We start from the raw sequence: 24496 nt of genomic DNA on the forward strand, positions 1-24496 counted from the left end.
ATGAGGCTTGTGCGGCTTGCCGAGCTTCCTCCCCTGCCCGAGGCCCCCGGGGTCTACCTTTGGAAGCAGGGGGAAGAAGTCCTCTACGTGGGCAAGGCCAAAAACCTCAGGGCCCGGGTGCGGAGCTACTTCCATGCCGAGGGCAAGGCGGCCCGCATCGCGGAGGAGGCCACCGCCTTGGACTTCATCGCCACCCGGGACGAGGTGGAGGCCCTCCTCCTCGAGGCCAACCTCATCAAAGCCCACCGCCCGCCCTACAACGTCCTCCTCAAGGACGACAAGCACTACCCCTTCCTGAAGCTCACCCACGAGCCCTTCCCCACCCTCCTGGTGGTGCGGCGGGTGGAGGCGGACGGGGCCAAGTACTATGGGCCCTTCCCCGAGGCCAGCGCCCTTAGGCGCATCAAAACCCTCATTGACCGCCTCTTCCCCTTGCGCAAGAACTCGGGCTACCCCATGAAAAGGAGGCGCTACCCCTGCCTGAACCACAGCATGGGCCGCTGCCTGGCCCCCTGCGTGGGCCTGGCCGACCCCGTGGCCTACGGGGAGGTGGTGCGCCAGGTGGAGGCGGTGCTGGAGGGGAAGGTGGATGGGCTCCTAAGGGAGCTGGAGGCCAAGATGCAAGAAGCGGCCAAGCGGCTGGAGTTCGAGCGGGCGGCGGAGCTCCGCGACCAGATGGAAGCCCTCAAGGCCTTCTTCTCCACCGCCCAGCAGGCCTTTGACCCGGAGCTGGGCGACCTGGACTTCCTGGGCCTGGCCCAGGCGGGGCCTTTGGCCGTGGTGCAGCTTTACCAGGTGCGCTCGGGCCGCATCCTGGGGCGCATTAGCCGGGTGGTGGAGAAGGAGGAGACGAGCCCGGAGGAAATCCTCTGGGCCTTCCTCAGGGACCACTACCTCGAGGCCTCCCCCCTCCCTCCCCTCATCCTCCTCCCCTTCCCCCTGGAGGACCTGGAGGGCCTGGAAGAGCTCCTCCACCGCCGGGCCGGGCGCAAGGTGGAGCTTAGGGTGCCCCAAAGGGGAGAGAAGGCGCGGCTCCTGGAGCTGGCCGAGAGGAACGCCCGGCTCGCCCTGGAAACCGAGCTCAAGCTCCGGGAGCGGCGCGGGGACCACCCCGCCCTCAAGGCCCTGCAGGAGCTCTTGGGCCTGCCCACCCGGCCCTACCGCCTCGAGGGCTACGACGTAAGCCACCTCCAGGGCCAGGCCCGGGTCTTCTCCCTGGCGGTCTTTGAGGGGGGAAGGCCCAAGCGGGCGGAGTACCGCCGGATGCGCCTCCAGGCGGGCAACGACGACTACGCCGCCATGGAGGAAGGGGTCTTTCGCCGCTATACGGGAAGCCTCAAGGACCTTCCCCTCCCCGACCTCCTCCTCATCGACGGCGGCCTGGGCCAGGTGCGGGCGGCGGAAAAGGCCCTAGAGCGGGGTGGGCTCCGCCTTCCCCTGGTGGGCCTGGCCAAGAAGGAGGAGGTCCTCATCACCCCTGAGGGGCGGGAGATCCGCCTGCCCCTCACCCACCCCGCCTTAAGGCTCCTCATCCATCTGCGGGACGAGGCCCACCAAAACGGCCTCCGCTACCACCAAAAGCGGAGGAGCCAGGAGCTATTCCAGGTGCTTGCCGGCATACCCGGCATCGGGGAAACCCGCAAGCGCCTCCTCCTGGAGCGCTACGGGGGCCTCGAGGCCCTCAAGGAAGCGCCCTTGGAGGAGCTCGCCAGCCTCCCCGGGATGAACCGCAAGGCGGCGGAGGCTCTCAAGAGGGCGCTGGCTGGTAAGATAGCCCCCTGATGGTGCGCCGCGCCCTGGAAGAGGCCATTCACACCGCCCTTAAGGAGCTGGGCCTGGACCTCCGCCTCAAGGTGGCCCGGGCCCCCAAGGACAAGCCCGGGGACTACGGGGTACCCCTCTTCGCCCTGGCCAAGGAGCTAAGGAAACCCCCCCAGGCCATCGCCGAGGAGCTCAAGGCCCGCCTGGATCTGCCCCCCTTTGTGGAGGAGACCATCCCCGTGGGGGGGTATTTGAACTTCCGCATCCGCACGGAAGACCTCCTGAAGGAAGCCCTGAGGCCCAAGGGGCCTTTCCCCAAGCGGGAAGGGCTAGTCCTGGTGGAGCACACCTCGGTGAACCCCAACAAGGAGCTCCACGTGGGCCACTTGCGGAACATCGCCCTCGGGGACAGCCTGGCCCGCATCCTGGCCTATGCGGGGCGGGAGGTCCTGGTCCTGAACTACATCGACGACACCGGGCGCCAGGCGGCGGAAACCCTCTTCGCCCTAAGGCACTACGGCCTCACCTGGGACGGGAAGGAGAAGTACGACCACTTCGCCGGCAGGGCCTACGTGCGCCTCCACCAGGACCCCGAGTACGAAAGCCTCCAGGGGGGGATAGAGGAAGTCCTCCACGCCCTGGAGCGGGGGGAACTCAGGGAAGATGTCAACCGCATCCTCCTGGCCCAGATGGCCACCATGAAGGCCCTGAATGCTCATTACGACCTTCTGGTCTGGGAGTCGGACATCGTGCGGGCGGGGCTTCTGGGCCAGGCTCTGGAAATCCTGGAGCGAAGCCCCCACGTCTTCCGCCCCGCTGAGGGCAAGTACGCCGGGGCTTTGGTCATGGACGCAAGCCCCTTCATCCCCGGGCTGGAAGACCCCTACTTCGTCCTGGTTCGCTCCGGGGGGGCGGCCACCTACTACGCCAAGGACATCGCCTTCCAGTTCTGGAAGATGGGCCTCCTCCAGGGCCTCCCCTTCCGTCCCTACGAAAACCCCTACTACCCCGCCCTAAGGACCAGCGCCCCCGAGGGGGAGCCCTACACCCCAGCGGCCAAGGAAACCGTGAACGTCATCGACGTGCGCCAGAGCCACCCCCAGGCCCTGGTGCGGGCGGCCTTGGCCCTGGCGGGGAGGCCGGATCTGGCGGAAGGCGCCTTCCACCTGGCCTACGAGACCGTGCTCCTGGAGGGCAAGCAGATGTCGGGGAGGAAGGGCCTTTCGGTGAGCGTGGACGAGGTCCTGGAGGAGGCAGAGCGGCGGGCCCTCAAGGTCATCGAGGAGAAAAACCCCGGGCACCCCGCCAAGGAGGAAGCGGCCAAGATGGTGGCCCTGGGAGCCATCCGCTTCGCCATGGTGAAGACCGAACCCAAAAAGCAGATCGATTTCCGCTACGCCGAGGCCCTTTCCTTTGAAGGGGACACGGGGCCTTACGTGCAGTACGCCCACGCCCGGGCCCACAGCATCCTGCGCAAGGCCGGGGCGTGGGGTGAGCCCGATTTCGCCCAGGCCACCCCGTACGAGCGGGAGCTGGCCCTGGCCCTGTTGGACTTTGAGGAGGCGGTGCTGGAGGCCGCCGAGGAGAAAACCCCCCACGTCCTGGCCCAGTACCTGCTGGACCTTTCCGCCAGCTGGAACGCTTACTACAACGCCAAGGAGGACGGGAGGCCCGCCACCCCGGTGCTCACGGCACCCCAGGGCCTGAGGGAACTCCGCCTTGGCCTGGTGAGGAGCCTGCAAGAAACCCTGAAGACGGGGCTTTCCCTCCTGGGCATCCCCGCCCCTGAGGTAATGTAAGGGCATGCGCCTCGTCCTCGCCGCCCTCCTCCTTTCCCTCTTGGCCCTGGGCCAGCGCCTGGTCTCCCCCGAGGAGGTGGCCCGCAGCCAGGTGATCCAGAGGGCCCTGCCCGCGGTGGTCCGGGTCCAGGGCTCCCCCACCGCCCCTGGGGAGAACCAGGTGGTGGGTACGGGGTTCTTCGTGAGCCCCTTCCGGGTGGTCACCAACTACCACGTGGTCCAGGGCCTTACCGAGCTTACCGTCCGCCTCACGGATGGGCGCACTTTCCCCGCGGAGCGCTTCGCCGTGGACCCAGGGATTGACCTCGCCCTCCTCACGGTGCGCGGCCTCCAGGCCCCTCGAGTGCTGGCCTTCAGCAAGACCCCCAGCACCAGCCTTCCCCTGGGCATGGGGGTGGTGGTGGTGGGGTTTCCCTTCGGACAAGGACCCCTGGCCTCCTACGGGATCCTCTCCGGCATAGGCCCCCTCGAGGTCCCCTCCCCTGACCCCAGCGTGGGGGCCGAGGTGGGGGAGTACCTCTTCACCGACGCCCCCCTCACCGTGGGCAACTCGGGTAGTCCCCTTCTCAACCTGCAAGGGGAGGTGATCGGGGTAGTGGCGGACGTGATCGGGGGACCCTCGGGGGTGGGAGGAATCGGGGTGGCCATCCCGGCGGATCTGGTGGCCCAAAGCGTCCAGGACCTGGAGCGGTTTGGCATCCCCCAGCGGGGCTGGCTGGGGGCCAGCCTGGTTAGCTTGGATGAACTTCCGCCGGTGCTCCTCAGGGCGGTGGGCCTCACCACGGCCCAAGGGGCCATGGTGGACCGGGTGGATCCAGGAAGCCCCGCGGCCCGGGCCGGCCTAAGGGGAGCCCAGCGGGACGCCCAAGGGAGGCTTTTGGCCCTCGGGGACGTGATCCTGGCGGTAAACGGTAAGGCGGTCAAGGACAAGGCGGAGGTGGTGCGCCTCATCGCCCGCTACCGCCCTGGGGACCGGGTGCGGCTAACCCTTTGGCGGGAGGGACGAAGGCTCGAGGTCACCCTCACCATGGTGGCCCGGCCTGCCAGCCGTTAGGCTACCCTGCGGAGGTAAGCGTGTACATCGCCATAGAAGGCCCCATCGGCGCGGGCAAAACCACCCTGGCCCAGCTTCTTGCGCAAAGGTTTGGGGCCGAGCCCCTTCTGGAGGTGGTGGAGGAAAATCCCTTCCTGCCCCTTTTCTACCAGGACCGAAAGCGCTACGCCTTCAAGACCCAGGTCTTCTTCCTCCTTTCCCGCTACCGGCAGCTCTCCCGCCTCCGGGAAAGACCCCTCTTCGGCGGGGTGGTGGCCGACTACCTTTTTGACAAGGACGCCATCTTTGCGAGCCTCAACCTGGAGGGCCCCGAGTGGAACCTTTACTTGGACCTTTACCGGGAGCTTTCCCTGAAGCTTCCCCCACCCGACCTCACCGTCTACCTGAGGGCCCCGGTGCCCGTGCTATTGGAGCGGATAAGGAAACGGGGCAGGCCCTTTGAGGAGGGGATGGACCCCGCCTACCTCGAGGCCCTCTCCGAAGCGTACGAGCGTCACTTTGCCCGCTACGCCCATCCCCTTTTGGTCCTGGAAGCGGACCAGCTGGACTACAGCCAACCCGGCCCCGACCAGGACCGGGTGGTGGCCCTGGTGAAGGCCCACCTTGCCCAGGACGGCAGGACCATCTGAGGTCCAACATGTATCTGGCCATCGCCGGCAACATCGGTAGCGGCAAAAGTTCCCTCACCGCCTTGCTCTCAGAGGCCTTCGGGCTGAAGCCGGTGTACGAGGCGGTGAGCGAAAACCCCTACCTGGAGGACTTCTACCGGGATATGGGGGCCTACGCCTTCCACTCCCAGGTCTTCTTCCTGGCCCGGAGGCTGCGCCAGCACCTCCTGGAGGTGAACGGGGCGAAGGCCGTGGTGCAGGACCGCACGGTCTATGAGGACGCCCTGGTCTTCGCCCAGAACCTCTACCGGGAAGGCCACTTGAAGGAGCGGGACTGGCGGACCTACCTGGACCTCTTCCAGAGCGTGTCCCCAGCCCTCAGGAAGCCCGATCTTCTCATCTACCTCCGGGCGAGCCTACCCACCTTAAGGGAGCGGATAAAAAAGCGGGGAAGGCCCTTTGAGCAAAACCTCCCCGACCGCTACCTTCTCGGGCTCAACGCCCTCTACGAGGAACTCATCGCCTCCTGGAACCTCTCCCCCGTGTACGTGGTGGAGGCGGACCGGATAGACTTCGTGGAGAAGGAGGAGGACCGCCAAGCCCTACTTGCGGCCCTACGTCCCTGGATCAAGCCATGACCTTGGAGGAGCTTTTCGCCCCCTATGGCCTAAAGGCCCCGCCCCTCCCGGTGCGGGGGATCACCCTGGACTCGAGGCGGGTGGAGCCGGGCTTTGTCTTCGTGGCCGTGCCGGGGGTGCCCCTCCCCCACCGCAAGCCCCTGGACGGGCACGACTTCATCCTCGAGGCCCTCAGAAAAGGCGCCATCGCCGTGGTGGGGGAACGGGCGCTGGCCCTCCCCGTCCCCTACCTCCAGGTGGCGGATAGCCGCCTGGCCCTGGCCCACCTCGCCCGGCGCTTCCACGGGGAGCCGGACCGGAGGCTAGTCCTCCTCGGGGTCACGGGCTCCAAGGGAAAAAGCACCACCGCCAGCCTCCTCCACCACCTCCTCCAGGGGGCGGGGGTGGAAACCGCCCTCCTCTCCACCGTGGCCCTGAGGCTGGGGAAGGAGGCCCGCCCCCCCATGGGCCACTTCACCACCCCAGAAGCCTCGGAGGTCTACGGCTTCCTGAGGGAAGCGGCGGACCAGGGCCTGGAGGCTGCGGTCTTGGAGGTCAGCAGCCACGCCCTGGCCCTCCGGCGGGTGGAGGGGCTTGCCTACCGGGTGGGCGTCTTCGTGAGCTTCTACCCCGACGACCACCTGGACCTCCACGGCACGGCGGAGGCCTACTTCGGGGCCAAGGCCCTTCTGGTGGAGCGCTCGGAGCTTGCGGTCCTGAACGCCGCCCTCCCCCACCTGGACCGCCTCAAGGGGCGGCCCCACCTCCTCTTCGGGCCCGGGGGGGAGGTCTGGGGGGAGGGCCTGCGGGAGGAGGCGGAAGGCCTCCGCTTCACCCTGCACACCCCCTGGGGCTCGGGGGAGGCCTTCTTGCCCATGCTGGGCGCCTACAACCTGGACAACGCCCTGGCCGCCAGCGCCGCCGCCTTGGCCTTTGGGCTTCCCCTGGAGGGGGTGCTCCAAGGTCTCGCCACCTTCAGGGGGGTGCCGGGGCGGATGGAGGTGGTGCAAAAAGAACCCTTCCGGGTGGTCATCGATTTCGCCCACACTGGCAAGAGCCTCGAGGCCGCCCTCCAAACCCTGCGCCGCACCACCAAGGGGCGCCTCCTCCTGGTGGTGGGCGCGGCAGGGGAGCGCGACCCCAGGAGGCGGGAGGACATCGGCCAGGTGGCCGCCCGCCTGGCGGACAAGGCCTTCTTCACCGAGGAGGACCACCGCACGGAGGACCTAGGGGCCATCCTCCAAGCCATGGCCGAGGCAGCCGCACGAGAGGGGGGCACCTACGAGCTGGTGCCCGACCGAAAGGAAGCCATCCTCCGTGCCCTCTCCGAGGCCCGGGAGGGGGACACGGTGCTCCTGGCTGGCAAGGGGCACGAGCGCACCCTGGAAAGGGGTACCCAGGCCCTGCCCTGGGACGAGAGGGCGGTGGCCCTGGAGGGGCTAAAGGCCCTGGGCCTAGGTGGCGGCGAGCATCCCTAGGGAAGCCACCCACGCCTCAAAGGCCCTGAGGCCCCTATGGTACATGGCCTCCCGCTTCTCCTTCTTGACCATCCTTCCCTCCACCGGAGGGACCAGCCCCCAGTTGGCGTACATGGGCTGGAAGCCCTGGGGATTGGCGGTGGCCAGGAAGCGGACCAGCCCCCCCAGCATGCTTTCCTCCGGCGGGACCACGGGAGGGAGGCCCCGGGCCCGCCGGGCAGCATTCAGGCCTGCCAAGAAGCCGGTGGCGGCGCTTTCCAGGTACCCCTCCACCCCCGCCAACACCCCGGCGGCGAAGAGGCCCCCTTGCCCCTTGAACTCCAAGGTGGCCTCCAGAAGCCTGGGGGCGTTCAGGTAGGTGTTGCGGTGCATCACCCCGTAGCGCACGATCTCGGCGTTTTCCAGCCCAGGGATCATCTGGATGAGACGCTTCTGCTCGGGCCACTTGAGCCCGGTCTGGAAGCCCACCAGGCTCCACATGCGCCCCTCCTTATCCTCCTGGCGGAGCTGCACCACAGCGAAGGGTTCCTTGCCGGTCCTCGGGTCCTTGAGGCCCACGGGCTTCATGGGGCCGAAGAGAAGGGTTTGGTAGCCCCTTCGAGCTAGCTCCTCCACCGGCACGCAGGCCTCAAAGTACTGCAGGTTTTCCCACGCATGGGGGGTGTGCCGCTCCGCCTCGAGGAGGGCCTCATAGAAGCGGCGGTACTCCTCCTCCGTAAGGGGGCAGTTGAGGTAGTCCGCCTCTTGCGCGTAGCGCCCAGCGCGGAAGCACTTGCTGAGGTCAATGCTCTCGTAGAGGACGATGGGGCTTGCGGCGTCGTAGTAGGCCAGGAAGTGGTCGCCGAAGCGCCCCCTTATGGCCTCGGCCAAGGCGTCCGAGGTGAGGGGCCCCGTGGCTAGGATGGTGATCCCTTTAGGGATTTCTGCCACCTCCTCCCGCACCACCTCCACCAGGGGATGCTGGGCCAGCCTCTCGGTGATGTACTGGCTGAACTCCTCCCGGTCCACGGCCAAGGCTCCGCCGGCGGGCACCCGGGCCTGGGAGGCCGCCTCCAGGATGAGGCTTCCCGCCTGGCGCATCTCCGCCTGCAGGAGGCCCTTGGCGTTGGTGGGGCCTTCCCCGCCCAAGGAGTTGGAGCAGACGATCTCCGCCAGCCCTCCGGTGCTGTGGGCCGGGGTCAGCTTCTTAGGGCGCATCTCGTAAAGGCGCACGGGCACCCCCAAGCGCGCTAAGGTCCAGGCGGCCTCGCTTCCCGCTAGGCCACCGCCCACCACCGTCACCCGTTCCATCCTTTAGATGGTACCACCCGGGCTGGTTTGGGAAAAGGGCGAGGGCGGTTAGAATGACCCTATGGCGGTGCGGCACCGGTTTAAGGTGGAGGAGGTCTTAGCCCTTTCGGCCCTGGAGCCGGAAGCCCGCCTGGAGTTACTGGAAGGCGAGGTCTACGAGATGGCCCCCATTTCCAACGAACACGCGGGGTTGCTGGACTGGCTCCTGCAGACCCTGGCCACCCGTACCCTGGGTCAAGCCCACATCCGGGTGCAAAGCCCCCTTTACCTCTCCCAAGAAAGCCTTCCCATTCCCGATCTTCTCCTCCTGAAGCCCCGAGAGGACTTCTACACTCAAAGCCATCCCACCCCCCAGGAAGTTCTCCTCCTGGTGGAGGTGGGCTTTTCCTCCTACGCCTACGACCGGGGGGTAAAACTTCCCCTCTACGCCCGCCATGGGGTTCCCGAGGTCTGGCTTTGGGGGCAGGAGGGCCTCGAGGTCTACCGGGAACCCCAGGAAACCGCCTACCGCCACCGCCTTCTGGGGAAGAAAGGGGAAAGGATCGCCCCTCTCCTCCTCCCCCAGGCAGAAATCCTTTGGAGCCCTCCCCTATGAGCCTGGCCAAGCGCATCGTCCCCTGCCTGGACGTCCACGCGGGGCGCGTGGTCAAGGGGGTTAACTTCGTGAACCTCCGCGATGCGGGCGACCCCGTGGAAGCCGCCCAGGCCTACGACGAGGCCGGCGCCGACGAGCTGGTCTTCCTGGACATCTCCGCCACCCACGAGGAGCGGGCCATCCTGCTGGAGGTGGTGGCCCAGGTGGCGGAGTCCGTCTTCATCCCCCTCACCGTGGGGGGTGGGGTGCGGAGCCTAGAGGACGCCAGGAAGCTTCTCCTCGCAGGCGCCGACAAGGTGAGCGTGAACTCGGCGGCGGTGCGGCGTCCGGAGCTGATCGCCGAACTTTCCGACCACTTCGGCGCCCAGGCGGTGGTCCTGGCCATCGACGCCCGCTGGAAGGGGGATTTCCCCGAGGTCTACATCGCCGGGGGGCGCATCCCCACGGGCCTGCACGCGGTGGAGTGGGCGGTGCGGGGGGTGGAGCTGGGGGCAGGAGAAATCCTCCTCACCAGCATGGACCGGGACGGCACCCAGGAGGGCTACGACCTCAGGCTCACCCGGTGGGTGGCCGAGGCGGTGAGCGTGCCCGTCATCGCCAGCGGAGGGGCAGGGCGGAAGGAGCACTTCCTCGAGGCCTTTGCCGCCGGGGCCGAGGCCGCCTTGGCCGCCAGCGTCTTCCACTTCGGGGAGATCCCCATCCCCGAGCTCAAGGCCTACCTGGCGGAAAAGGGCGTGCACGTGCGCTTAGACTAGGGCCTATGGACCTGAGCGCGGTGCGCTTTGACGAGCGGGGCCTGGTCCCGGTGGTGGTGCAAGACGCCCGCACCGGGGAGGTCCTGACCCTGGCCTACGCCAACCGGGAGGCCCTGGAGGAAACCCTAAGGACCCGTAAGAGCACCTTTTTTAGCCGCAGCCGCCAGGCCCTCTGGCGCAAGGGGGCGACCTCCGGGCACACCCAGGAGGTGGTGGAGGTCCTCCTGGACTGCGATGGCGACGCGGTGGTCTACCGGGTGATCTCCCACGGCCCTGCCTGCCACACGGGGGAGCGCACCTGCTTCCACCGTCCCCTTCTCTCCGGCGAACCCGACCTGGGCTTCGTACTGGGCCAGGTCTACGCCACCATCCAGGAGCGCCTAAGCACCCTCCCCGAGGGGAGCTACGTGGCCCGGCTCCACCGGGAGGGGCTGGACCGCATTCTGAAAAAGATTGGGGAGGAGGCGGGGGAAGTCATCATCGCCGCCAAGAACGGGAGCCCCGAGGAGGTGCGCTGGGAGGCCTCTGATCTCCTTTTCCACCTCCTCCTGGTCCTGGCGGAAACCGGGGTCGGCCTCCAGGACCTGGCCCACACCCTCTGGGAAAGGCACAAACCCCAGGGACGACCGGGAGCCTCCGGTTAGGCCCGGTATGATGGAAGCATGGAAATCGAGCGCCGACTGGTCCTCGAGGTGGTGCGGGTCACGGAGCAGGCCGCCTTGGCCGCCAGCCGCTATGCGGGCAAGGGAGACAAGGAGGCCGTGGACGAGGCGGGCACCGAGGCCATGCGCCAGGTGCTGAACGAGCTACCCATCAAGGGCACCGTGGTCATCGGCGAGGGGGAGATGGATGAGGCCCCCATGCTCTACATCGGGGAGGTGCTGGGCAAGGGAGGGGTGGAGGTGGACATCGCCGTGGACCCGGTGGAGGGCACCACCACCGCCGCCAAGGGCCTGCCCAACGCCGTCACCGTCATCGCCATTAGCGAGAAAGGAGGCCTCTTCCACGCCCCCGACATGTACATGGAAAAGCTCATCGTCCCCCCGCCCGCCGCTGGGCTTGTGGACCTCACCTGGCCCGTTTCTGCCAACCTCAAGGCCCTGGCCCTGGCCCTGCAACGCTCGGTGGAGGACCTGGTCATCGTGGTCCTGGACCGCCCCCGCCACGAAAGGCTCATCCGGGAAATCCGGGAAGCGGGGGCTAGGGTTAAGCTCATCTCCGACGGGGACGTGATCGCCGCCTTGGCCGCCACCATCAGGGGCACGGGGGTGCACGCGGTGATGGGGATTGGTGGAGCCCCCGAAGGCGTTTTGGCCGCCGCCGCCTTGAAGTGCCTGGGCGGGGAGATCCAGGCCCGCTTCACCCCGCAAAACGAGGAGGAACGAGCCCGGCTCAAGGCCATGGGAGGGGACGAAAACCGCATCTACCGCACGGAGGACCTGGCCCCCGGAAAGGAGATCGTCTTCGCCGCCACCGGCATCACCGACGGGGACATCCTCCAGGGTGTGCGCTTCTTCGGAGGCGGGGCCAGAACCCACTCGGTGGTCATGGGCCACGCCACCCGCATCGTGCGCTTCATCGACTCCATCCACCTCTTCGAAACCGGCGCCCGGGTCACCATCCGGGTGTAAGCTGAGGGCGTGCCCCAGCGCGCCTACAGCGAAGCCGAGGCCCTGAAGCTTGCCCTGGACTTCTTCGGGGGCGATGAGCTAAGGGCCTCGGTCTTCCTCGGGCGCTACGCCCTCCGCGACCGGGAGGGGAGGCTCCTCGAGGCCACCCCGGAGGAGATGGAACGGCGGCTGGTGCGGGAGGCCTCCCGGGTCATCAAAGGCGGTGCCCAAGAGCTTGCCTGGCTTTTCGCCGACTTCCGCTTCGTCCCCGGGGGGCGCATCCTCTTCGGCCTGGGCAACTGGCGCAAAAGCACCCTCTTCAACTGCTACTTCCTCCCCATCCGAGAGGACTCGGTGCGGGGCATCACCCGCTTCCTGGACGAGGCCGCCCGCACCTTCGCCTACGGGGGCGGGGTGGGCACCAACGCCGATGTTCTCAGGCCTAAAGGGGCCAAGGTGGGGAATGCGGGCATGGAAAGCTCGGGAGCGGTCAGCTTCATGGAGCTTTTCTCCACCCTGGCCGGGGTCATGGGGGCGAGCGGTGGCCGGCGGGGAGCCCTCATGCTCACCTTCTCCGACACCCACCCCGACCTCCTGGACTTCCTTCAGGCCAAGACCGACCCGGGCAGGAGCCGCGTGCGCCACGCCAACCTCTCCCTAAGGGCCACGGACCGCTTCCTGGAAGCCGCCCTAGCCGATGAGCCCTGGACGCTTGCCTTCACCACGCCAAGGGAGCGGATCGCCCGCACCATCCGCGCCAAAGATGCCTGGGAGGCCTTGGTGGAAGCGGCCTGGGCTAGCGCCGAGCCCGGATTGCTCTTCTGGGACCGGGTCCGCACCTGGGCCACGGCCCAGTACGGGGGGATGGAGGTCCAGGGGGTCAACGTCTGCGGCGAGGTGCCCATGGAGCCCTATGGGGCTTGCAACCTGGGGAGCCTGAACCTGGCGGCCTTCGTGCAGGAGCCCTTTACGGAAAGGGCACGCCTGGACTGGGCGGGCCTCGAGGAGGCCACCCGTTTGGCCGTGCGCTTTTTGGATGCGGTGGTGGACCTGGGAAAGAACCGCCACCCCTTGAGAGCCCAACGGGAAGCTTCCTTAAGAAGCCGACGCGTTGGCCTTGGGATCATGGGCCTGGCGGACACCCTGACCATGCTGGGACTGCCCTATGGTGCGGAGGAAAGCTTAAAGTTTGCGGAAGAGGTCATGCGCCGCATCAAGGAAGCCGCCTACTGGGAAAGCACCCGCCTGGCCAGGAGGCGAGGCTCATTCCCCGCCTTTAACCCTAGGGAGCACCTCAAAAGCCCCTTCATCCAGGCCCTACCCGAAGAGCTCATCCGGGAGGTGGAACGGGGCCTAAGGAACGCCGCCCTCCTTTCCATCGCCCCCACGGGCTCCATCTCCATCCTGGCGGGGGTGACGAGCGGCATAGAGCCCATCTTCGCCCTCACCTACCTGCGCCACGCCGGGGGGCAGGTGTTCTTAGCGGAGCACCCCCTCCTTCGTCGCTACCGCAAGGAAAAAGGCGGGGAAATCCCCGACTGGCCCACGGCCCACACCGTGGATCCTTTCCAGAGGGTGCGCCTCCAGGCCGCCTTGCAACGCCATGTGGACCAGAGCATCTCCTCCACGGTGAACCTGCCCCGGGAGACCCCCAAAGAGGTGGTGGAGAGGCTTTTCCTCACCGCCTGGAAGGAGGGGTGCAAGGGGATCACCGTCTTCCGCGAGGGCAGCCGGGAGGAAGTCATCGAGCCCCTACCCCCCGTGGGGGTCTGCACCTTCTGCCAGACGGCATGACCCGCTACCGCATCGCCAGCAAGCCCTACCTCCCCTACCCCGGGGAAAGGGTGGCCCGCCGGAAGGGGCTGGGCGGGGAGTTTTACGAGCTCCGCCCCTACGCCCCCGGGGACGAGGTGCGCAGGGTCCACTGGCGGGCCTACGCCAAGACGGGGAGGCTCTACACCCGGGTGGAAACCGCCCCCGAGAGAGCCCGCTTCCGCCTCTTTCTGGACGAAAGCGAAAGCATGCGCCTCCACAGGAAGCTCTCCTACGCGGAAGAGGTGGCGGGGCTCCTCCTCAAGATCGCTCGCCAGGAAGACCCCTTAGCCCGGCTCTTCCGGGGAAAGCCTGCGGAGATCCCCCCGGGACGGGGCACCCTGGTCCTCCTCACCGATGGCCTGGACCCCTTGCCCTGGGCCAGGATCCTCCCGAAGCGGGTGGTGCTGGTCCAGGTGTTGGCCCCCGTGGAACTGGCCCCACCCCTAGAGGAGGTCCTCCTAAGGGACGTGGAAACCGGCGAAGCACTTCCCGCGGGGCCAGAGGAGGTGAGGGCCTACCGGGAGGCCTTGGGCGCCCACCTTAAGGCCCTCCGCCTCCTGGCCCTCCTCCGCGGGCGGTACGCCCTTCTCCGGGTGGGGGACCCCCCACTTCCCGCCCTCCTACGGCAGGGGGTGCTGGAGCCCCTCTAATAAGAACTCCCCATGACCCCATCCGCTAGGATGGGGTCATGCAACTGGCCAAACACCAACGCCGCCCTAGGCTGGAGCTGAAGAACCCTCCCCACCCCGACAACCTCCACGCCCTCTATCGGGACGCCCAAGACCCCGTGGAACGTGCCCGCTGGCATGCCCTATGGCTCCTCGCCACCGGCCACCCCATCCCCGAGGTGGCCAAGACCCTGGGCTACTCCCAGCGCTGGGTCCGCACCAAGGTCCATCGCCCCAACCAAGGCGGCATGGAGGCCATGGCCGACCTGCGCCACCGCAACCGCGGTAAGCCCCCCTCCTCTTTGGGGCCCCAACCCCAAATGAACCTACCCACAGAGGTCCAAGAGGCCTTCCGCCAAGCCCTGTCGGCTCCCCATCCCCGGGATGGCCTCCTGGACCATCCGCAACGCGACGGAGTGGCTTTCTGAGAGGCTCGGGCGCCCCGTGGACCCCAGGAGGGCAACTGGTGGGGTTATGGATGAGCACCGCCTGGGCCTGAAGCCCATCCGCCGCCGGGTGTGGGCCCTGCGGGGCAAGACCCCTCTGGTCTGGGAGAGGCCCTCCTACCGGTGGCTTTACGTCTACGCCTTCGTGCGGCCCAGCACGGGGGAGAACAAGCACGGGCTCTTGCCCTTGGTGGACACCGAATCCTTTCCGGCCGTTCTGGAAGCTTTCGCCCGGGCCCGAGGGGCGGGAAGGGGAAGGTGGGGCGGGTGAAGGCGCGGTGTGCTTACCTCCAGACCCAGCACGCCCTTATCCGGAGCTACACGCTCTTCCGCTGGTGGGCAGGGGGATGTTGAGGGAGGGCTTGAAAAGGAGTCCTTATGAGGAGATTGCGACTCCAGGCAGTAATTGAAGTGGTAGGTGGAACCCACCTTTTGTTGCGCCAGTTTAGCCCCGTAAGGGAATGCGCGGTTTCTTCCCCCACCGGGCCCCAAGGGGGGCCGCCAGGCGCCCGTGCGGGAGGAGCACCGGGGGCTGGGGCTAGGTGGAAGCTACCGGGCCCGGGGTTCGGCCGCCTGGCGCTTTCCGCCCCGCACCTCCATGCGCATGAGGGAGTACGGGTATCTCACCACCACCAGGCCCCTCTTCCTAAGCCAGTCCTCCAGCATGGTGGCTTCGAGGCCCCCCGTGGAGTGCACCAGATACACCCGGCCCAGAAGCCTTTCTGGGGGAACCTTCCGCATCTGGTCCAGGGCCGTTTCCTCCCCCAGGTGATAGTCCAGGCTCACCAGCTCCGCCTCCCCAAAGTCCTCCGGCACGCGGGGGGCAAAGCGTACCATGGAAACAGAGAAGCGCCGCCTAAGGAAGCTTTGCAAAACCGCATACCGCTCGGGGGTGTCGTCCACCACCAGCGCCACCCGTACCGCAAGCGCCCCATCCTGAAAGGGCTCGAGGCCAGGTAGCCAAAGCATCACGCTTCCTCCTGACGCTCGGCCACAAACAGGTGCCAGTCCTCTCCCCCACCCCGGCTTACGGCCAGGTGGTAGGCCAGGGGACGAAGGCCGGGGATCTCCGCCAGGGCCCGCTCAAAGGGGGAGAGAAAGAAATCCCGCCCCCCTGCCCAATCCCCAGGGCTCAGGCACCGCCTGGGCCGCACCACCAGCGCCAGCCGTCCCCCTGGGCGCAGGGCGGGAAGGGAAAGCTCTAGGAGGCCCTGGAGGTAGCCGATGTAGCCCCCGTACCGCTCCTCGGGGGGCTCCCGGTGCCCCTCCTCCCGCACCCAGGTGGCGAAGGTGGGAGGGTGCAAGACCAGGAGGGCCGCCTCCTCCCGAAAGCGCCTGGGCAGGTGACGGATGTCAGCTCGTTCCACCCGGGGCCCCTTGGGGGCGATGTCCCCACCCCAGGCCCTCCGGCCCAGGGCCAGGGCGGCCTCCACCACGGTGCCGTAGCCCGCCATGGGGTCCACCACCAGCTCCCCGGCGCGGGTGTGGAGCCGGACCAGGGCCCGGGCCACCGAGGGGGCCAGGCCCTCAGGCCGGGGATCCTCCGGGTAAAGCCACACGGGCCTTGCGGGGTCCAGCTCCCCGTCCTCCAGGGGCCAGGTGGCCAGGGCCTCGGGAGGAAGGCCCTGGAGGTCCTCGAGGCGGGCTTCTCCCCGCCTCAGGAGGCGGTGGAGACGGTGGGCGTGCCGAAGGGGTAGACCCCCCTTCAGGGCCTCCCGCAAGGCCTCGGGAAAAAAGGCCACGGGAAGGAGGTCGTGGCGCAAATATTTGGGCTTCAAGCCTAGCTCTCGGGCCAGGATAGAAAAGGCCTCCTTGGGTAGGGCCAAAAGCCCCTGGGCCACCGCCCTTTCCTCCTCCCCCAGTCCCATCGCCCTCCCCTTCTCCAAAACCCTCAGGTACGTTTCCCAAGCGCTCCTTCCCATGCCCCCAGGGTAGCCCCCACAGGGCTTCCGTCCGACGGAAAAATGGCCCCGCCCATCCTAAAGCCTGGAGGTGCTAATGGGCCGAAACTTCTACGAGCGGGTTCATCCCAAAAGCGGGCTCTGGTGGCGCTACCTGCGCACTTGCGGGGAATATGACGTATGGCGGCTGTGGGGCAGGCGGCAACGGGAAGAGGAGGGCCAGGAGCTGGCCTACCGCATCCTGGACCACTTCAGCGTCTTGGGGGGAAACGGCCGGGTGCGCAAGGCCGAGCGGCTCTACGCCGAGATGGTGCGCTCGGGGGAAGCGGACACCCGCTTCCTCAGGGACCGCCGGGGCAGGCTCTGGCTCCACCTGGCCACGGTGGCCGAAGGGAGACCGCCTTTGGTCTGCCGCCCCGATGCCTTCCTCCGGCGCCACACCGCCAGCATGATTTTCGCCATCCTTACCGACGGGGAGCGCTTTCTGGTCTACCCGGGAGGGCCGCCCATGGATGGGGGCTTCTGGGGCCGGGGAGGCGCCTCCTGCCCGCCCGTGCCGCCAGACCTGGACCCCTCCTATGAGCTTTCCGGGGAAGAGAAGGCGGTATGGTGGCAGCTTCTGGAACTCCACCGGAAGCGCCTACGTCGGACGGAAAAAGGGGCCCCCCGTAAGCTGGCCCCGGAGGTGGAAGATGGAGCCGAAAACCCTTGAGCTGAAGCTTTCGCGGGCCCTGGTGGCGGGACACGATCTCCTGCGGGTGGAACTGCAGGCTGTCCGTGGCGCACCCTTGGCCCCGGAGGTGGCCTTGGTGTTGGACCGCTCCGGGAGCATGGCGGGGGGGAAGCTGGCGGAGGCCAAGGCGGCCGCCAGGCTTCTCCTTTCCGCCCTGCCCGAAACGGGGCGGCTGGCCCTGGTGGCCTACGACCACGAGGTGGAAGTGGGCGGTTTCTCCCGGGAGGAAGCCCTGGGATTTCTCGAGGGCCTCGAGGCCCGCGGAAACACCGCCCTGCACGCGGGTTGGAAGATGGGGACGGAGCTTCTCCGAAACCCCTCCCGGCCCCGGTTTGTCCTCCTCCTCACCGACGGCCTGGCCAACGTGGGCCTCACCGATCCCGAGGCCCTGGTGCAAGAGGCGGCCAAGGCCGCGGAGGCCGGGGTTTACACCTTCACCCTGGGCTTTGGTGAGGGATACGACCGGGAACTGCTGGCAGGGATGGCCCTGGCCGGGGGCGGCACCCACCTCTACGCGGCCCAAGGGGAGTTACAAGAAGCCCTAGAAGGGGAGCTGGCCTTCCTTCGAGGCCCGGTCAACCTGGGGGCGCGCCTAGCCTTGGGAGAGCAGGTGCGCCATCTGGCCCCCTTCGCTCCTGGGGAGCGACGGGTGGTCCTCCTGCGGGTGGAAGGGGAAATGCCCCTGGAGGTAGAGGAGCGAACCCCCCACGGGAAGGTCTCTCGCCTCTTCCCCCTGCCGCCCAGGGCCCCCAAAGGTTCTCCGGATTGGCACCTGGTGGAGTTGGAGGAGCTTCTGGCCGCGGGGGCCAGGCTTCTGGCCGCTGAACCGCAGGACAAGGAGGAGGCCAAGGCCCTCCGCCAGCAGGCCCTAGACCTCAAGGAACTCCTCGAGGGCCACCCCCTGGCCCAAAACCCCCGGGCCCAGGGCCTGGTGGAGGCCCTGGAAGCCTTCGCCGGGACGCTGGCCCAACTTGCCCGGCGCTTTGACATCCACCTCTCTGACCGGGCCGCCCGCGAGGGGCGGGCCTACGCCACGCGCCTCTTCTCCGAGGAAAGAACCCTGGCCCAGCGCTACCGCAAGCGCTCATAGCGGGATGCCGCCCTGCTTTGGCAGGCGCTGCTCACTCTAGGCCGCAAGAGCAGGGCGGTGCCAAACCCCTCGTTTTGGCCTAGGCCCATCCCCACGTGCGTGGGGACTACTACGGGGAGATCCTCCGGGGGAGGGGCTACGGCGGTCCATCCCCACGTGCGTGGGGACTACGGCCACCCGGGCGGCGATGGCCTTTGAGGATGCGGTCCATCCCCACGCGTGTGGGGACTACCGCACCGTCAGCACCCCCATGAGCAGGGTCCACGGTCCATCCCCACGCGTGTGGGGACTACCTCCGGTTCCAGCCGGGGATCCTGGGCGGCGCCGGTCCATCCCCACGCGTGTGGGGACTACCGCCCCCAGAGGGCGCCGACCATTTGCCAGAACGGTCCATCCCCACGCGTGTGGGGACTACACATGACCAGGACGGCAAAAACCCCCGCTCACACCCCTCTAAGGGTCTGTAAAGAGAGCTATTCCAAGGTTTGGTTTTCAAAATCCCCGCGCACGGCTTTGGCTATACGCTTCAGCTTTTCCGCTTTGCGCAAAGCCTCGGCGGTGCGCACCGACACTAGCACTATACCATCGAAGTCCCGCAAGACCCGGTCCTGGTAGCCGTGCAACCTCAGGGCGAAGCCTTGCTCGTTGTTGGTGCGCCAGGCCATGGCGCAACGCCCGTCCCCAGCCTTCTCCACAACCTTTTCCCAAAGGAGCTCCCGCACCACGGCGCTCACCCGGCCCACAAAGACCCCCGTGTCCAGCTCCAAGAGCCAGCGAGTCAGCTCACCCCTCAAGCTCTTCGGCACCTTCTCCAAGACCATCACCACCATAGGCCACGCCCCCTTCCACCTCGCCCTCCGGGTCCCAAAGCCCCCCGGGGCGGGTGGGGTCTTCTTCCTCCTCCTTGGCCTCTTCGGGCAGGCCGAGGCCCTGGAAGAGGTCCAGGAGATCCTCCACCATCCGCTCCAGAAGCCTGGCCTCCTGGATTTGCTCCCGAAGCCTATGGCGCACCCGCCGATCTACCTCCAGGTCCCCCTCTGCCGCCGCTAGGAAGGCGGCGGGCACCAGGACCTCGGTCTTGTAGAGGTCGGCCACGTCGTAGACAAAGGAAAGAAGCTTCCCCGTGTGGATGAAGCCCAGGGCGGGGCTGAAGCCCGCGCTGACGATGGCCGCATGGGCCAGGCCGTAGAGGTAGGCGGCCCCCGCGGAAAGCGCCCGGTTCACCGGGTCGGAGGCCGCCCAGTCCCGGCGGTCGTAGCTCCGGCCCTTCCACGGCACCCCCGTTTCCCTGCTCCAGCGGGCGTAGGCGGCCCGCACCCGCACCCCCTCGAGGCCCCGCACCTGCTCCAGGCTGAGGTCCCGGGGTAGCGGCTCTTGAAAGCGCTTCTCGTAGAGGCGGTAGACCGCCTCCAGGTGGAGCCTGGGGTCGGCCCAGGCCCGGGCCTGGCGCTGGAGGCGGAGGGCGCTTCGGGTGTCCCCCAGGCCCTGGGCGTAGAAGCGGGCGTACCCCTCCCCCACCCAGCACACCGTGCACCCGTTGCCCGCCAGGGCCCGGATGGCGGCGTGGGTGATGCGGGTGCCGGGACCCAGGAAGAGCACCCCCAAGGCGGCCACCGGCACCAAGGTGAGGCCCTCCCGGTCGTAGATGCCGATGCCCTGGGCCTCCTGCTCGATGAAGGCGTGCTCCACGTAGAGGTAGGAGAGGCCGTCCCGGAACTTGGGGAGCTCCTTCAGGTTGCGGGCTGGGGGAACGGGGGGCATGGCCTATGGACGCAGGGAGAGGAGGCCGAGGCCAAGCACCTTCCCCGGACCAATACCCCGCTCCAGGGTTTTCAGAGCCATCTCGGGGTCCACCACCTCCAGCACCCCCTCAAAGAGCACCGCTTGGACCTGGAGCAGGTGGCCATCCTTGTGGCGTACCTCCAGAAAGGTGTCCTGGCGTATGTCCGCTAGCAGGCGCCCATCCTCCTCCAAAAGGCGGAAACCTCCCTCCCGCAGCTTTCGCTCTAGCCAGAAGAACTTTTCTGCGCGGGTCTTGAGGGCCACCCGTTCCCCGGTTTCCCGCTCCCGCTTGCTGGGGTTGGCCTTTAGGCGGAAGCGGAGGACCTGCCCAGGGTGCAAGGCAGGGTGGAAGGGCTTGGGGGGAAAGACCCGGGCGTATCCGGCTTCCAGAACGCCCCAGTCTGGCTCGGTGAGGGTCTGCACCAGGACCACGGGGTCCTCGAGGCCCCGGGTGGGCTCGAGGCGCCATAGCAACCGCTCCCGCTTCTCCGCCAGGGCTTGGGAAACCGCCTTGGAGAGGGTGCGGTGCATCTCGTAGGGGCTGGCCAGGTCCCTGCGGGCGGCCTTGGAGCGGAGGTCAAGCACCAGCTTGCTGATCCACATGGTCTCCCTCCTTGGGCAGAGGCACCGCTTCCTTGGGCAGAACCTCCTCCCGCACGTACCGGGCCCCAAAGCGCCGCTGGGCAAAGGGGGCCACGGGCTGGTCGTAGACCAGGCGCCCCTCCTCCGCCTCCAGGACCAGGAGGAAGCCCTCTTCGGGCCTGGGATCCTTCCCTTCCTTGCCCTTCCCGAGAAAGGGGTAGGCCTTAAGGGCCTCTTCCAGGGGTTCTTCCCGCAAGCCGTCTTCCAGGTAGGGCGGGGGGCTTGGCACGTAGCCCTTCCGGCCCAGGTAGAGGACGTACCGGGGATCCTTCAGGGCCCGGTGAGCCGCCTCCAAAAGAGACTTCGGCCCCTCGAGACCCACCAGGAAGGCGGCATCGGAGAGGTAGAACCTCTGGCTGACCACAGTGGAGTTTTTGGGGTCTATGCGAATAGGTATGTGGGGGATTATTTCTTGCAACCACTCCTTTTCCTTTTGTGTATTAACAGCAACATATCCCTCGGCTTTGTAAACAAACTGGGCCGTCTGGTAGTCCACCCGCAACACCCCCTTCTGGTCCACCCGCACCCCCATCCGTAGGGCGGCCAGGTCGGAGATGTCCTCCTGTCGATCCCGGCCCAAGGCGGCAGCCAGGAGGCCCAGGACACCGCTTTTGGTGGGGTAGGGCCAGGTGTCCCGGTGGTCGAAGCGGCTCCTTGTACCCCAGGACTGCATGGGGCCTTGGAGCCGCAGGAGAAGGGTGGCCATGCTAGCCCTCCAAGAGGGCCCTAAGGGCCTCCTCCACCTTTCCCCTCAACTCCGGAAGGCTCTGCGCCAGGGGAAGGCCTTCCGCCTCCCCTTCGGTGAGGTTCAGGGCTCCCTTCCACTCCGGGGAGAGGGGGCCGTAAGCCCGGTCAAACTTGGCCCACTCCCGGGCCAGGGCCTCCACGGAGAGGTCGGAGAGGGCCTTGCCCTCTTTGGGCCAGATGGGCCTCTCAAAGGCGGTGGCCAGGTTGCGGGGCATCCCCACCCCGGCGCGGAAGGCCAGGAAAAGGGGCGGGTTGTGGGCGGCGAAGCTGTTCTGCTTGCCCGAGGGCAGGGTGAGGGCAAAGGCTTCCAGGAAAGCCAGGGCCCCTTTCCGGGCAAGCTCCTGATCCCCCTGCAGGTTTTCCAGGAGCTTGTCCAGGTTCACCACCGCATAGCGGTACATGGTGGCGGAGTAAAACTCCACGTCCCCCATCATTCCCGCTCCGGTGTCCTCCTTGGGGTTCAGATCGTCCACGGCGGTGTAGAAGTCAAACTCCCGGTCCACCTTGTGGGTGGAAAGGGCATGGGCCACCTGGCAGGCGGCGTCCACCCCAAACTCGGGGCGGTCCGCCAGCATCCGGCCGAAGAGGGCCAGGTCCACCGCCTTGCCCCCGTTAAGAATATCTAACAACTCGTTAAGGAAGTGCTTTCTTTCTTTATCAGAAAGAGTTCCAGTCAGAAGTTTCTGCATTTCACGGTGAATAAGATCAACCAGCCTTCTTACCTCTTCGCTCCCCAAGAAGAGGAGGTAAGAAGTTTTCTCCGGATCGTCCTTTTTGAAGAAGGAACCTTTCTCCTGCTTCTTCATTAACTCCAGGAGCCTCTTTGAGGCTGCGAGCGCATCTTGCTCGGCAATTCCCCGGCCCACCAAAAGCGGAATGAGGCGTTCTCTGATCAGCCTTTGGGTCCGTATGGCAAGCTCGGCCTCAGTAAACTCCCCAATCAGACCTTCTCTAAAAGCCACCCGCACCGCCCGCTTCTGCGCCTGGCTGGAGATGCGGGCCCGGCGAAAACCGCCGAAGAGGGCGTCCTTGGGGCTTCCCGTGTCGTCCCGGTTCAGGTTGCTGGGGGCCACCGTCTGGATCACGTGCACTTCCAGAAGCTTCATGCCTTCACCTCCTCTATCCCTTCTTGTGTCTGCTCTTCCCGAACGCCGTAGTACTCCCGGGCCCAGCGGGCCTGGACCCGCCTCCTCGGGTCGAACCACCGGAGGAGGTCCTCCAGCAGTTGGGCGAAGTCCAAACCGCCTTCCACCAGGCCCACTGCTTGGCGCAGACGGAAGGCGATCTGGTCCCGGTCTGCATCCAAAAGGGCCAGGAAGCGCCTCTCCACGCTCTTAGAGTCCCGGGCGCGCTCTGCCTCCTTCAGGGCCCGGGCCAGGGTGCGCCCCTCCTGGTGGGCCCCGTCCTTCAGGGCGTAGAGGGCGGCCACCAGGTAGTGGGCCTCCCGTTGCCAACCTTCCTCCCGCACGAAGGCCTCCACGTAGGGGAAGGCGGGCGGATATGCCCCCGGCGCAAAGGCCAGGCTCCGCCTTAAAGTGGCCCGGACCGCAGTCCAGCTCTGGCTTTCCTTGAGCTTCTCCAACCAATCCACAAAAGCCCTGCTCATGGCCTCCCCTCCCTGGCCTGGGCGTGGGTCAGGGCTAGACCCATGGCCCTCTCCCCCACCGCCAGACCCTTCAGGTGCCGTCCTTCCGTACCCACGAAGGCCCGGGTTTCCTCCCAGGCCCTAAGGGCCGCCTGCCTCACCTCCTCCCGCCACCGGTCCATGGCGTCCGGTTGGGCTAAGCCCTCCAGAAACCGGGGGAAGCGCCCGTCCAGAGCGGCCCAGTAGAGGCGGAGGAGGGGCAAGGAGTCCTGGAAGCGGCGGAGCTCTTCCTGGTCCTTGTCCCCCAGAACCCCCCTGGCCACCTCCCGGGCTACCCCATACAGGGCGTTCCCTACCCTTTCCGCAAGCTCGAGGGCCTTCTGCAAAAGCTCCTCCGCCTCCAGGGAAAGGAAACCTTGGGGCAGGGGGTAGACCTCCCGGCGCACATCCAGCACCTTGTCCTGGTTGGACACCTGGCCCAGCACCCGAAGCACCCGCCTTAAGCCCATCTCCTCCGCCACCCGAACAGCGTGGGCCAGGGTGGCGGGAAAGCTCCCCCCAGCGGCGGGGAGCATGGCGGAGAAATCCCGCCAAAAGCTCTTTTCCACGCTGAGGCGTAAGGGGAGCACCTGGCCCTCGCCCCCTAGGCGGTAGGCCACCATGGGGTCGCGGAAGCCCACTTCCAGGGGCTCCACCCCGGGACCATAGGCCATCTCCCGCACTCCGTTTCCCTCGTCTAGGAGAAGTACCCCCCGGCTGGGCCAGGCGTAGACCCGGGCGGCGCCCTGCAAGGGCCACCGGGTGGCGTGGCCCTGTACGTCTTGGGTGCGGAGGGGCGGCAACTCCCACACGGGCACCCCAGGATCCTTCTGGGGCACCAGGTTCAGGACCAGGGTCTGGAAGAGGTTCTCCCCCACGGCCAAAAAGGCCGCGGGCCTGGCCAGGGGGGCGTCCCTGGCAGAGGTGACCCCAAGCCGCCTAAGGAAGCCGCCGGGGGCGTAGGCTTGGTGCACCAGGAGGGCCCGGGCCGCCTGGGCATAGGAGGCCAGGGGCACGTTCTCCTCGGTGGTGTGGTCGAAGAGGGTGGGGTTGTTGCCGCTCGCCATCTCCGGCAGGAGCTTGGCCCAGGGCAGGGGGTCTTTGTCGGGCAGGTCGGGGATTTGCAGGAAGGGGGCAGTATCGTGGAAGAGGTAGAAGCGGTCGCAGAAGCGGCACAGGTATATCTGGAGAGCGTTGCGGTCAAACCCGCCTTGTTCCAGGAGTTCCAAGGCATCGCAACCACCCCTTACCAGGGGTAGGGCCCGGTAGAGCACCGCCAGAAGGAGGCGGTGGAGAGCGACCTCCTCCAGAGGTGAGGGTGTTTCAATGCGCGCTATGGTGTGGGCCTCGAGGAGGGCTTCCGCAAGGCCCACTTCCCGCACCCGGCCCCCTTGGAACACCGGGATCCAGGGCTCTGTCAACAGGTTGAACTTGGCCAAGGAACACCTCCTTCCCTCAGGCTACGGGGCCAACCCGTCATC

At 67.3% G+C, this 24496-nt stretch carries 26 protein-coding genes and 1 CRISPR repeat array; of the genes, 16 read left to right on the forward strand and 10 right to left on the reverse strand.

Annotation, left to right across the window (positions count from 1 at the left end):
* The 6 genes from uvrC to L1088_RS06950 are packed head-to-tail and all read left to right on the forward strand — an operon-like array spanning position 1 to position 7317.
* Positions 1–1782, forward strand: a complete 1782-nt coding sequence (gene uvrC / locus L1088_RS06925) for an excinuclease ABC subunit UvrC (RefSeq protein WP_234554287.1) — start codon at positions 1–3, stop codon at positions 1780–1782.
* On the forward strand, positions 1782–3560 hold the full coding sequence (locus tag L1088_RS06930; RefSeq protein WP_234554288.1) for an arginine--tRNA ligase: 1779 nt from the start codon (positions 1782–1784) through the stop codon (positions 3558–3560). The genes uvrC and L1088_RS06930 overlap by 1 nt, the downstream gene beginning before the upstream one ends.
* Positions 3561–3564: 4 nt before the next feature.
* Positions 3565–4614 carry a S1C family serine protease gene (locus L1088_RS06935; RefSeq protein ID WP_135343507.1) on the forward strand — a complete coding sequence of 350 codons (1050 nt, stop codon included), beginning with the start codon at positions 3565–3567 and terminating at the stop codon, positions 4612–4614.
* A 20-nt stretch (positions 4615–4634) separates the two neighbouring features.
* Entirely contained in the window at positions 4635–5243 is a 609-nt protein-coding gene (locus L1088_RS06940; RefSeq protein WP_038041786.1) for a deoxynucleoside kinase, read from the forward strand.
* Between the two features lie 8 nt (positions 5244–5251).
* Positions 5252–5860, forward strand: coding sequence for a deoxynucleoside kinase (locus L1088_RS06945; protein WP_234554289.1), 609 nt, complete (start codon positions 5252–5254; stop codon positions 5858–5860).
* A complete protein-coding gene (locus L1088_RS06950) occupies positions 5857–7317 on the forward strand; it encodes a Mur ligase family protein (protein WP_234554290.1) in 1461 nt (486 codons plus the stop codon). Before L1088_RS06945 ends, L1088_RS06950 begins: the two co-directional genes overlap by 4 nt.
* Here the strand turns inward: L1088_RS06950 and trmFO are convergent.
* Positions 7294–8607 carry a methylenetetrahydrofolate--tRNA-(uracil(54)-C(5))-methyltransferase (FADH(2)-oxidizing) TrmFO gene (gene trmFO / locus L1088_RS06955; protein ID WP_234554291.1) on the reverse strand — a complete coding sequence of 438 codons (1314 nt, stop codon included), beginning with the start codon at positions 8605–8607 and terminating at the stop codon, positions 7294–7296. The two genes, L1088_RS06950 and trmFO, sit on opposite strands and share 24 nt — an antisense overlap.
* Positions 8608–8668: 61 nt before the next feature.
* On the opposite strand from trmFO, the gene L1088_RS06960 reads away from it, so the two are divergent.
* From L1088_RS06960 to L1088_RS06995, 8 genes are read left to right on the forward strand one after another with little or no spacing between them, the layout of a single operon-like run.
* On the forward strand, positions 8669–9202 hold the full coding sequence (locus tag L1088_RS06960) for a Uma2 family endonuclease (protein ID WP_234554292.1): 534 nt from the start codon (positions 8669–8671) through the stop codon (positions 9200–9202).
* On the forward strand, positions 9199–9957 hold the full coding sequence (gene hisF, locus L1088_RS06965; RefSeq protein ID WP_135259769.1) for an imidazole glycerol phosphate synthase subunit HisF: 759 nt from the start codon (positions 9199–9201) through the stop codon (positions 9955–9957). The genes L1088_RS06960 and hisF overlap by 4 nt, the downstream gene beginning before the upstream one ends.
* 5 nt (positions 9958–9962) lie before the next feature.
* Positions 9963–10601: a bifunctional phosphoribosyl-AMP cyclohydrolase/phosphoribosyl-ATP diphosphatase HisIE gene (gene hisIE, locus L1088_RS06970; RefSeq protein WP_234554293.1), complete on the forward strand. Its 639-nt coding sequence runs from the start codon at positions 9963–9965 to the stop codon at positions 10599–10601.
* Positions 10602–10619: 18 nt separating this feature from the next.
* Positions 10620–11588, forward strand: a complete 969-nt coding sequence (gene glpX / locus L1088_RS06975; protein ID WP_267961113.1) for a class II fructose-bisphosphatase — start codon at positions 10620–10622, stop codon at positions 11586–11588.
* Between the two features lie 9 nt (positions 11589–11597).
* On the forward strand, positions 11598–13361 hold the full coding sequence (locus tag L1088_RS06980; RefSeq protein WP_234554294.1) for an adenosylcobalamin-dependent ribonucleoside-diphosphate reductase: 1764 nt from the start codon (positions 11598–11600) through the stop codon (positions 13359–13361).
* Complete coding sequence (locus tag L1088_RS06985; RefSeq protein ID WP_234554295.1) at positions 13358–14032, forward strand: DUF58 domain-containing protein; 675 nt, start codon at positions 13358–13360, stop codon at positions 14030–14032. Before L1088_RS06980 ends, L1088_RS06985 begins: the two co-directional genes overlap by 4 nt.
* Before the next feature lie 38 nt (positions 14033–14070).
* Positions 14071–14478 (forward strand): helix-turn-helix domain-containing protein, encoded by a 408-nt coding sequence (locus L1088_RS06990; RefSeq protein ID WP_326490763.1) that lies wholly within the window; start codon positions 14071–14073, stop codon positions 14476–14478.
* A 46-nt stretch (positions 14479–14524) separates the two neighbouring features.
* Entirely contained in the window at positions 14525–14767 is a 243-nt protein-coding gene (locus L1088_RS06995; protein WP_234554325.1) for a hypothetical protein, read from the forward strand.
* Positions 14768–15045: 278 nt separating this feature from the next.
* Here L1088_RS06995 and L1088_RS07000 read toward each other — a convergent pair whose 3' ends face one another.
* Positions 15046–15465: a hypothetical protein gene (locus L1088_RS07000; protein ID WP_234554296.1), complete on the reverse strand. Its 420-nt coding sequence runs from the start codon at positions 15463–15465 to the stop codon at positions 15046–15048.
* Positions 15465–16418 carry a TRM11 family methyltransferase gene (locus L1088_RS07005; RefSeq protein ID WP_234554297.1) on the reverse strand — a complete coding sequence of 318 codons (954 nt, stop codon included), beginning with the start codon at positions 16416–16418 and terminating at the stop codon, positions 15465–15467. Before L1088_RS07005 ends, L1088_RS07000 begins: the two co-directional genes overlap by 1 nt.
* 76 nt (positions 16419–16494) lie before the next feature.
* Here L1088_RS07005 and L1088_RS07010 point away from each other — a divergent pair, with 76 nt between their 5' ends.
* Both L1088_RS07010 and L1088_RS07015 read left to right on the forward strand, forming a co-directional pair.
* Positions 16495–17109, forward strand: coding sequence for a hypothetical protein (locus L1088_RS07010; protein ID WP_234554298.1), 615 nt, complete (start codon positions 16495–16497; stop codon positions 17107–17109).
* Complete coding sequence (locus L1088_RS07015) at positions 17090–18220, forward strand: vWA domain-containing protein (RefSeq protein ID WP_234554299.1); 1131 nt, start codon at positions 17090–17092, stop codon at positions 18218–18220. The genes L1088_RS07010 and L1088_RS07015 overlap by 20 nt, the downstream gene beginning before the upstream one ends.
* 81 nt (positions 18221–18301) lie before the next feature.
* A CRISPR array of direct repeats spans positions 18302–18635; the repeat unit is 29 nt; unit sequence CGGTCCATCCCCACGCGTGTGGGGACTAC.
* A 58-nt stretch (positions 18636–18693) separates the two neighbouring features.
* On the opposite strand, the gene cas2e is transcribed toward L1088_RS07015, so the two are convergent.
* Genes cas2e through casA form a run of 7 tightly spaced genes read right to left on the reverse strand, consistent with a single transcriptional unit; the run spans position 18694 to position 24454 of the window.
* A complete protein-coding gene (gene cas2e / locus L1088_RS07020) occupies positions 18694–19050 on the reverse strand; it encodes a type I-E CRISPR-associated endoribonuclease Cas2e (RefSeq protein WP_234554300.1) in 357 nt (118 codons plus the stop codon).
* Entirely contained in the window at positions 19004–19981 is a 978-nt protein-coding gene (gene cas1e, locus L1088_RS07025; protein WP_234554301.1) for a type I-E CRISPR-associated endonuclease Cas1e, read from the reverse strand. Before cas1e ends, cas2e begins: the two co-directional genes overlap by 47 nt.
* A gap of 3 nt (positions 19982–19984) precedes the next feature.
* Complete coding sequence (gene cas6e, locus L1088_RS07030) at positions 19985–20605, reverse strand: type I-E CRISPR-associated protein Cas6/Cse3/CasE (protein ID WP_234554302.1); 621 nt, start codon at positions 20603–20605, stop codon at positions 19985–19987.
* Entirely contained in the window at positions 20580–21350 is a 771-nt protein-coding gene (gene cas5e / locus L1088_RS07035) for a type I-E CRISPR-associated protein Cas5/CasD (protein ID WP_234554303.1), read from the reverse strand. Before cas5e ends, cas6e begins: the two co-directional genes overlap by 26 nt.
* Before the next feature lies 1 nt (position 21351).
* Positions 21352–22497 carry a type I-E CRISPR-associated protein Cas7/Cse4/CasC gene (cas7e, locus tag L1088_RS07040; RefSeq protein ID WP_234554304.1) on the reverse strand — a complete coding sequence of 382 codons (1146 nt, stop codon included), beginning with the start codon at positions 22495–22497 and terminating at the stop codon, positions 21352–21354.
* The gene (gene casB / locus L1088_RS07045; RefSeq protein ID WP_234554305.1) at positions 22494–22997 is read right to left on the reverse strand and encodes a type I-E CRISPR-associated protein Cse2/CasB; all 504 of its coding nucleotides are present in this window, start codon (positions 22995–22997) and stop codon (positions 22494–22496) included. Before casB ends, cas7e begins: the two co-directional genes overlap by 4 nt.
* A complete protein-coding gene (gene casA, locus L1088_RS07050; protein ID WP_234554306.1) occupies positions 22994–24454 on the reverse strand; it encodes a type I-E CRISPR-associated protein Cse1/CasA in 1461 nt (486 codons plus the stop codon). Before casA ends, casB begins: the two co-directional genes overlap by 4 nt.
* Positions 24455–24496: the final 42 nt, after the last annotated feature.

Source organism: Thermus caliditerrae, from assembly GCF_021462525.1.
Lineage (GTDB): Bacteria > Deinococcota > Deinococci > Deinococcales > Thermaceae > Thermus > Thermus caliditerrae.

Coding starts and splice junctions, on each gene's coding strand:
- uvrC (WP_234554287.1), top strand. CDS start 1: ATGAGGCTTGTGCGGCTTGCCGAGCTTCCTCCCCTGCCCGAGGCCCCC.
- L1088_RS06930 (WP_234554288.1), top strand. CDS start 1,782: ATGGTGCGCCGCGCCCTGGAAGAGGCCATTCACACCGCCCTTAAGGAG.
- L1088_RS06935 (WP_135343507.1), top strand. CDS start 3,565: ATGCGCCTCGTCCTCGCCGCCCTCCTCCTTTCCCTCTTGGCCCTGGGC.
- L1088_RS06945 (WP_234554289.1), top strand. CDS start 5,252: ATGTATCTGGCCATCGCCGGCAACATCGGTAGCGGCAAAAGTTCCCTC.
- L1088_RS06950 (WP_234554290.1), top strand. CDS start 5,857: ATGACCTTGGAGGAGCTTTTCGCCCCCTATGGCCTAAAGGCCCCGCCC.
- trmFO (WP_234554291.1), bottom strand. CDS start 8,607: ATGGAACGGGTGACGGTGGTGGGCGGTGGCCTAGCGGGAAGCGAGGCC.
- L1088_RS06960 (WP_234554292.1), top strand. CDS start 8,669: ATGGCGGTGCGGCACCGGTTTAAGGTGGAGGAGGTCTTAGCCCTTTCG.
- hisF (WP_135259769.1), top strand. CDS start 9,199: ATGAGCCTGGCCAAGCGCATCGTCCCCTGCCTGGACGTCCACGCGGGG.
- hisIE (WP_234554293.1), top strand. CDS start 9,963: ATGGACCTGAGCGCGGTGCGCTTTGACGAGCGGGGCCTGGTCCCGGTG.
- glpX (WP_267961113.1), top strand. CDS start 10,620: ATGGAAATCGAGCGCCGACTGGTCCTCGAGGTGGTGCGGGTCACGGAG.
- L1088_RS06985 (WP_234554295.1), top strand. CDS start 13,358: ATGACCCGCTACCGCATCGCCAGCAAGCCCTACCTCCCCTACCCCGGG.
- L1088_RS06990 (WP_326490763.1), top strand. CDS start 14,071: ATGCAACTGGCCAAACACCAACGCCGCCCTAGGCTGGAGCTGAAGAAC.
- L1088_RS06995 (WP_234554325.1), top strand. CDS start 14,525: ATGGATGAGCACCGCCTGGGCCTGAAGCCCATCCGCCGCCGGGTGTGG.
- L1088_RS07000 (WP_234554296.1), bottom strand. CDS start 15,465: ATGCTTTGGCTACCTGGCCTCGAGCCCTTTCAGGATGGGGCGCTTGCG.
- L1088_RS07005 (WP_234554297.1), bottom strand. CDS start 16,418: ATGGGAAGGAGCGCTTGGGAAACGTACCTGAGGGTTTTGGAGAAGGGG.
- L1088_RS07010 (WP_234554298.1), top strand. CDS start 16,495: ATGGGCCGAAACTTCTACGAGCGGGTTCATCCCAAAAGCGGGCTCTGG.
- L1088_RS07015 (WP_234554299.1), top strand. CDS start 17,090: ATGGAGCCGAAAACCCTTGAGCTGAAGCTTTCGCGGGCCCTGGTGGCG.
- cas2e (WP_234554300.1), bottom strand. CDS start 19,050: ATGGTGGTGATGGTCTTGGAGAAGGTGCCGAAGAGCTTGAGGGGTGAG.
- cas1e (WP_234554301.1), bottom strand. CDS start 19,981: ATGCCCCCCGTTCCCCCAGCCCGCAACCTGAAGGAGCTCCCCAAGTTC.
- cas6e (WP_234554302.1), bottom strand. CDS start 20,605: ATGTGGATCAGCAAGCTGGTGCTTGACCTCCGCTCCAAGGCCGCCCGC.
- cas5e (WP_234554303.1), bottom strand. CDS start 21,350: ATGGCCACCCTTCTCCTGCGGCTCCAAGGCCCCATGCAGTCCTGGGGT.
- cas7e (WP_234554304.1), bottom strand. CDS start 22,497: ATGAAGCTTCTGGAAGTGCACGTGATCCAGACGGTGGCCCCCAGCAAC.
- casB (WP_234554305.1), bottom strand. CDS start 22,997: ATGAGCAGGGCTTTTGTGGATTGGTTGGAGAAGCTCAAGGAAAGCCAG.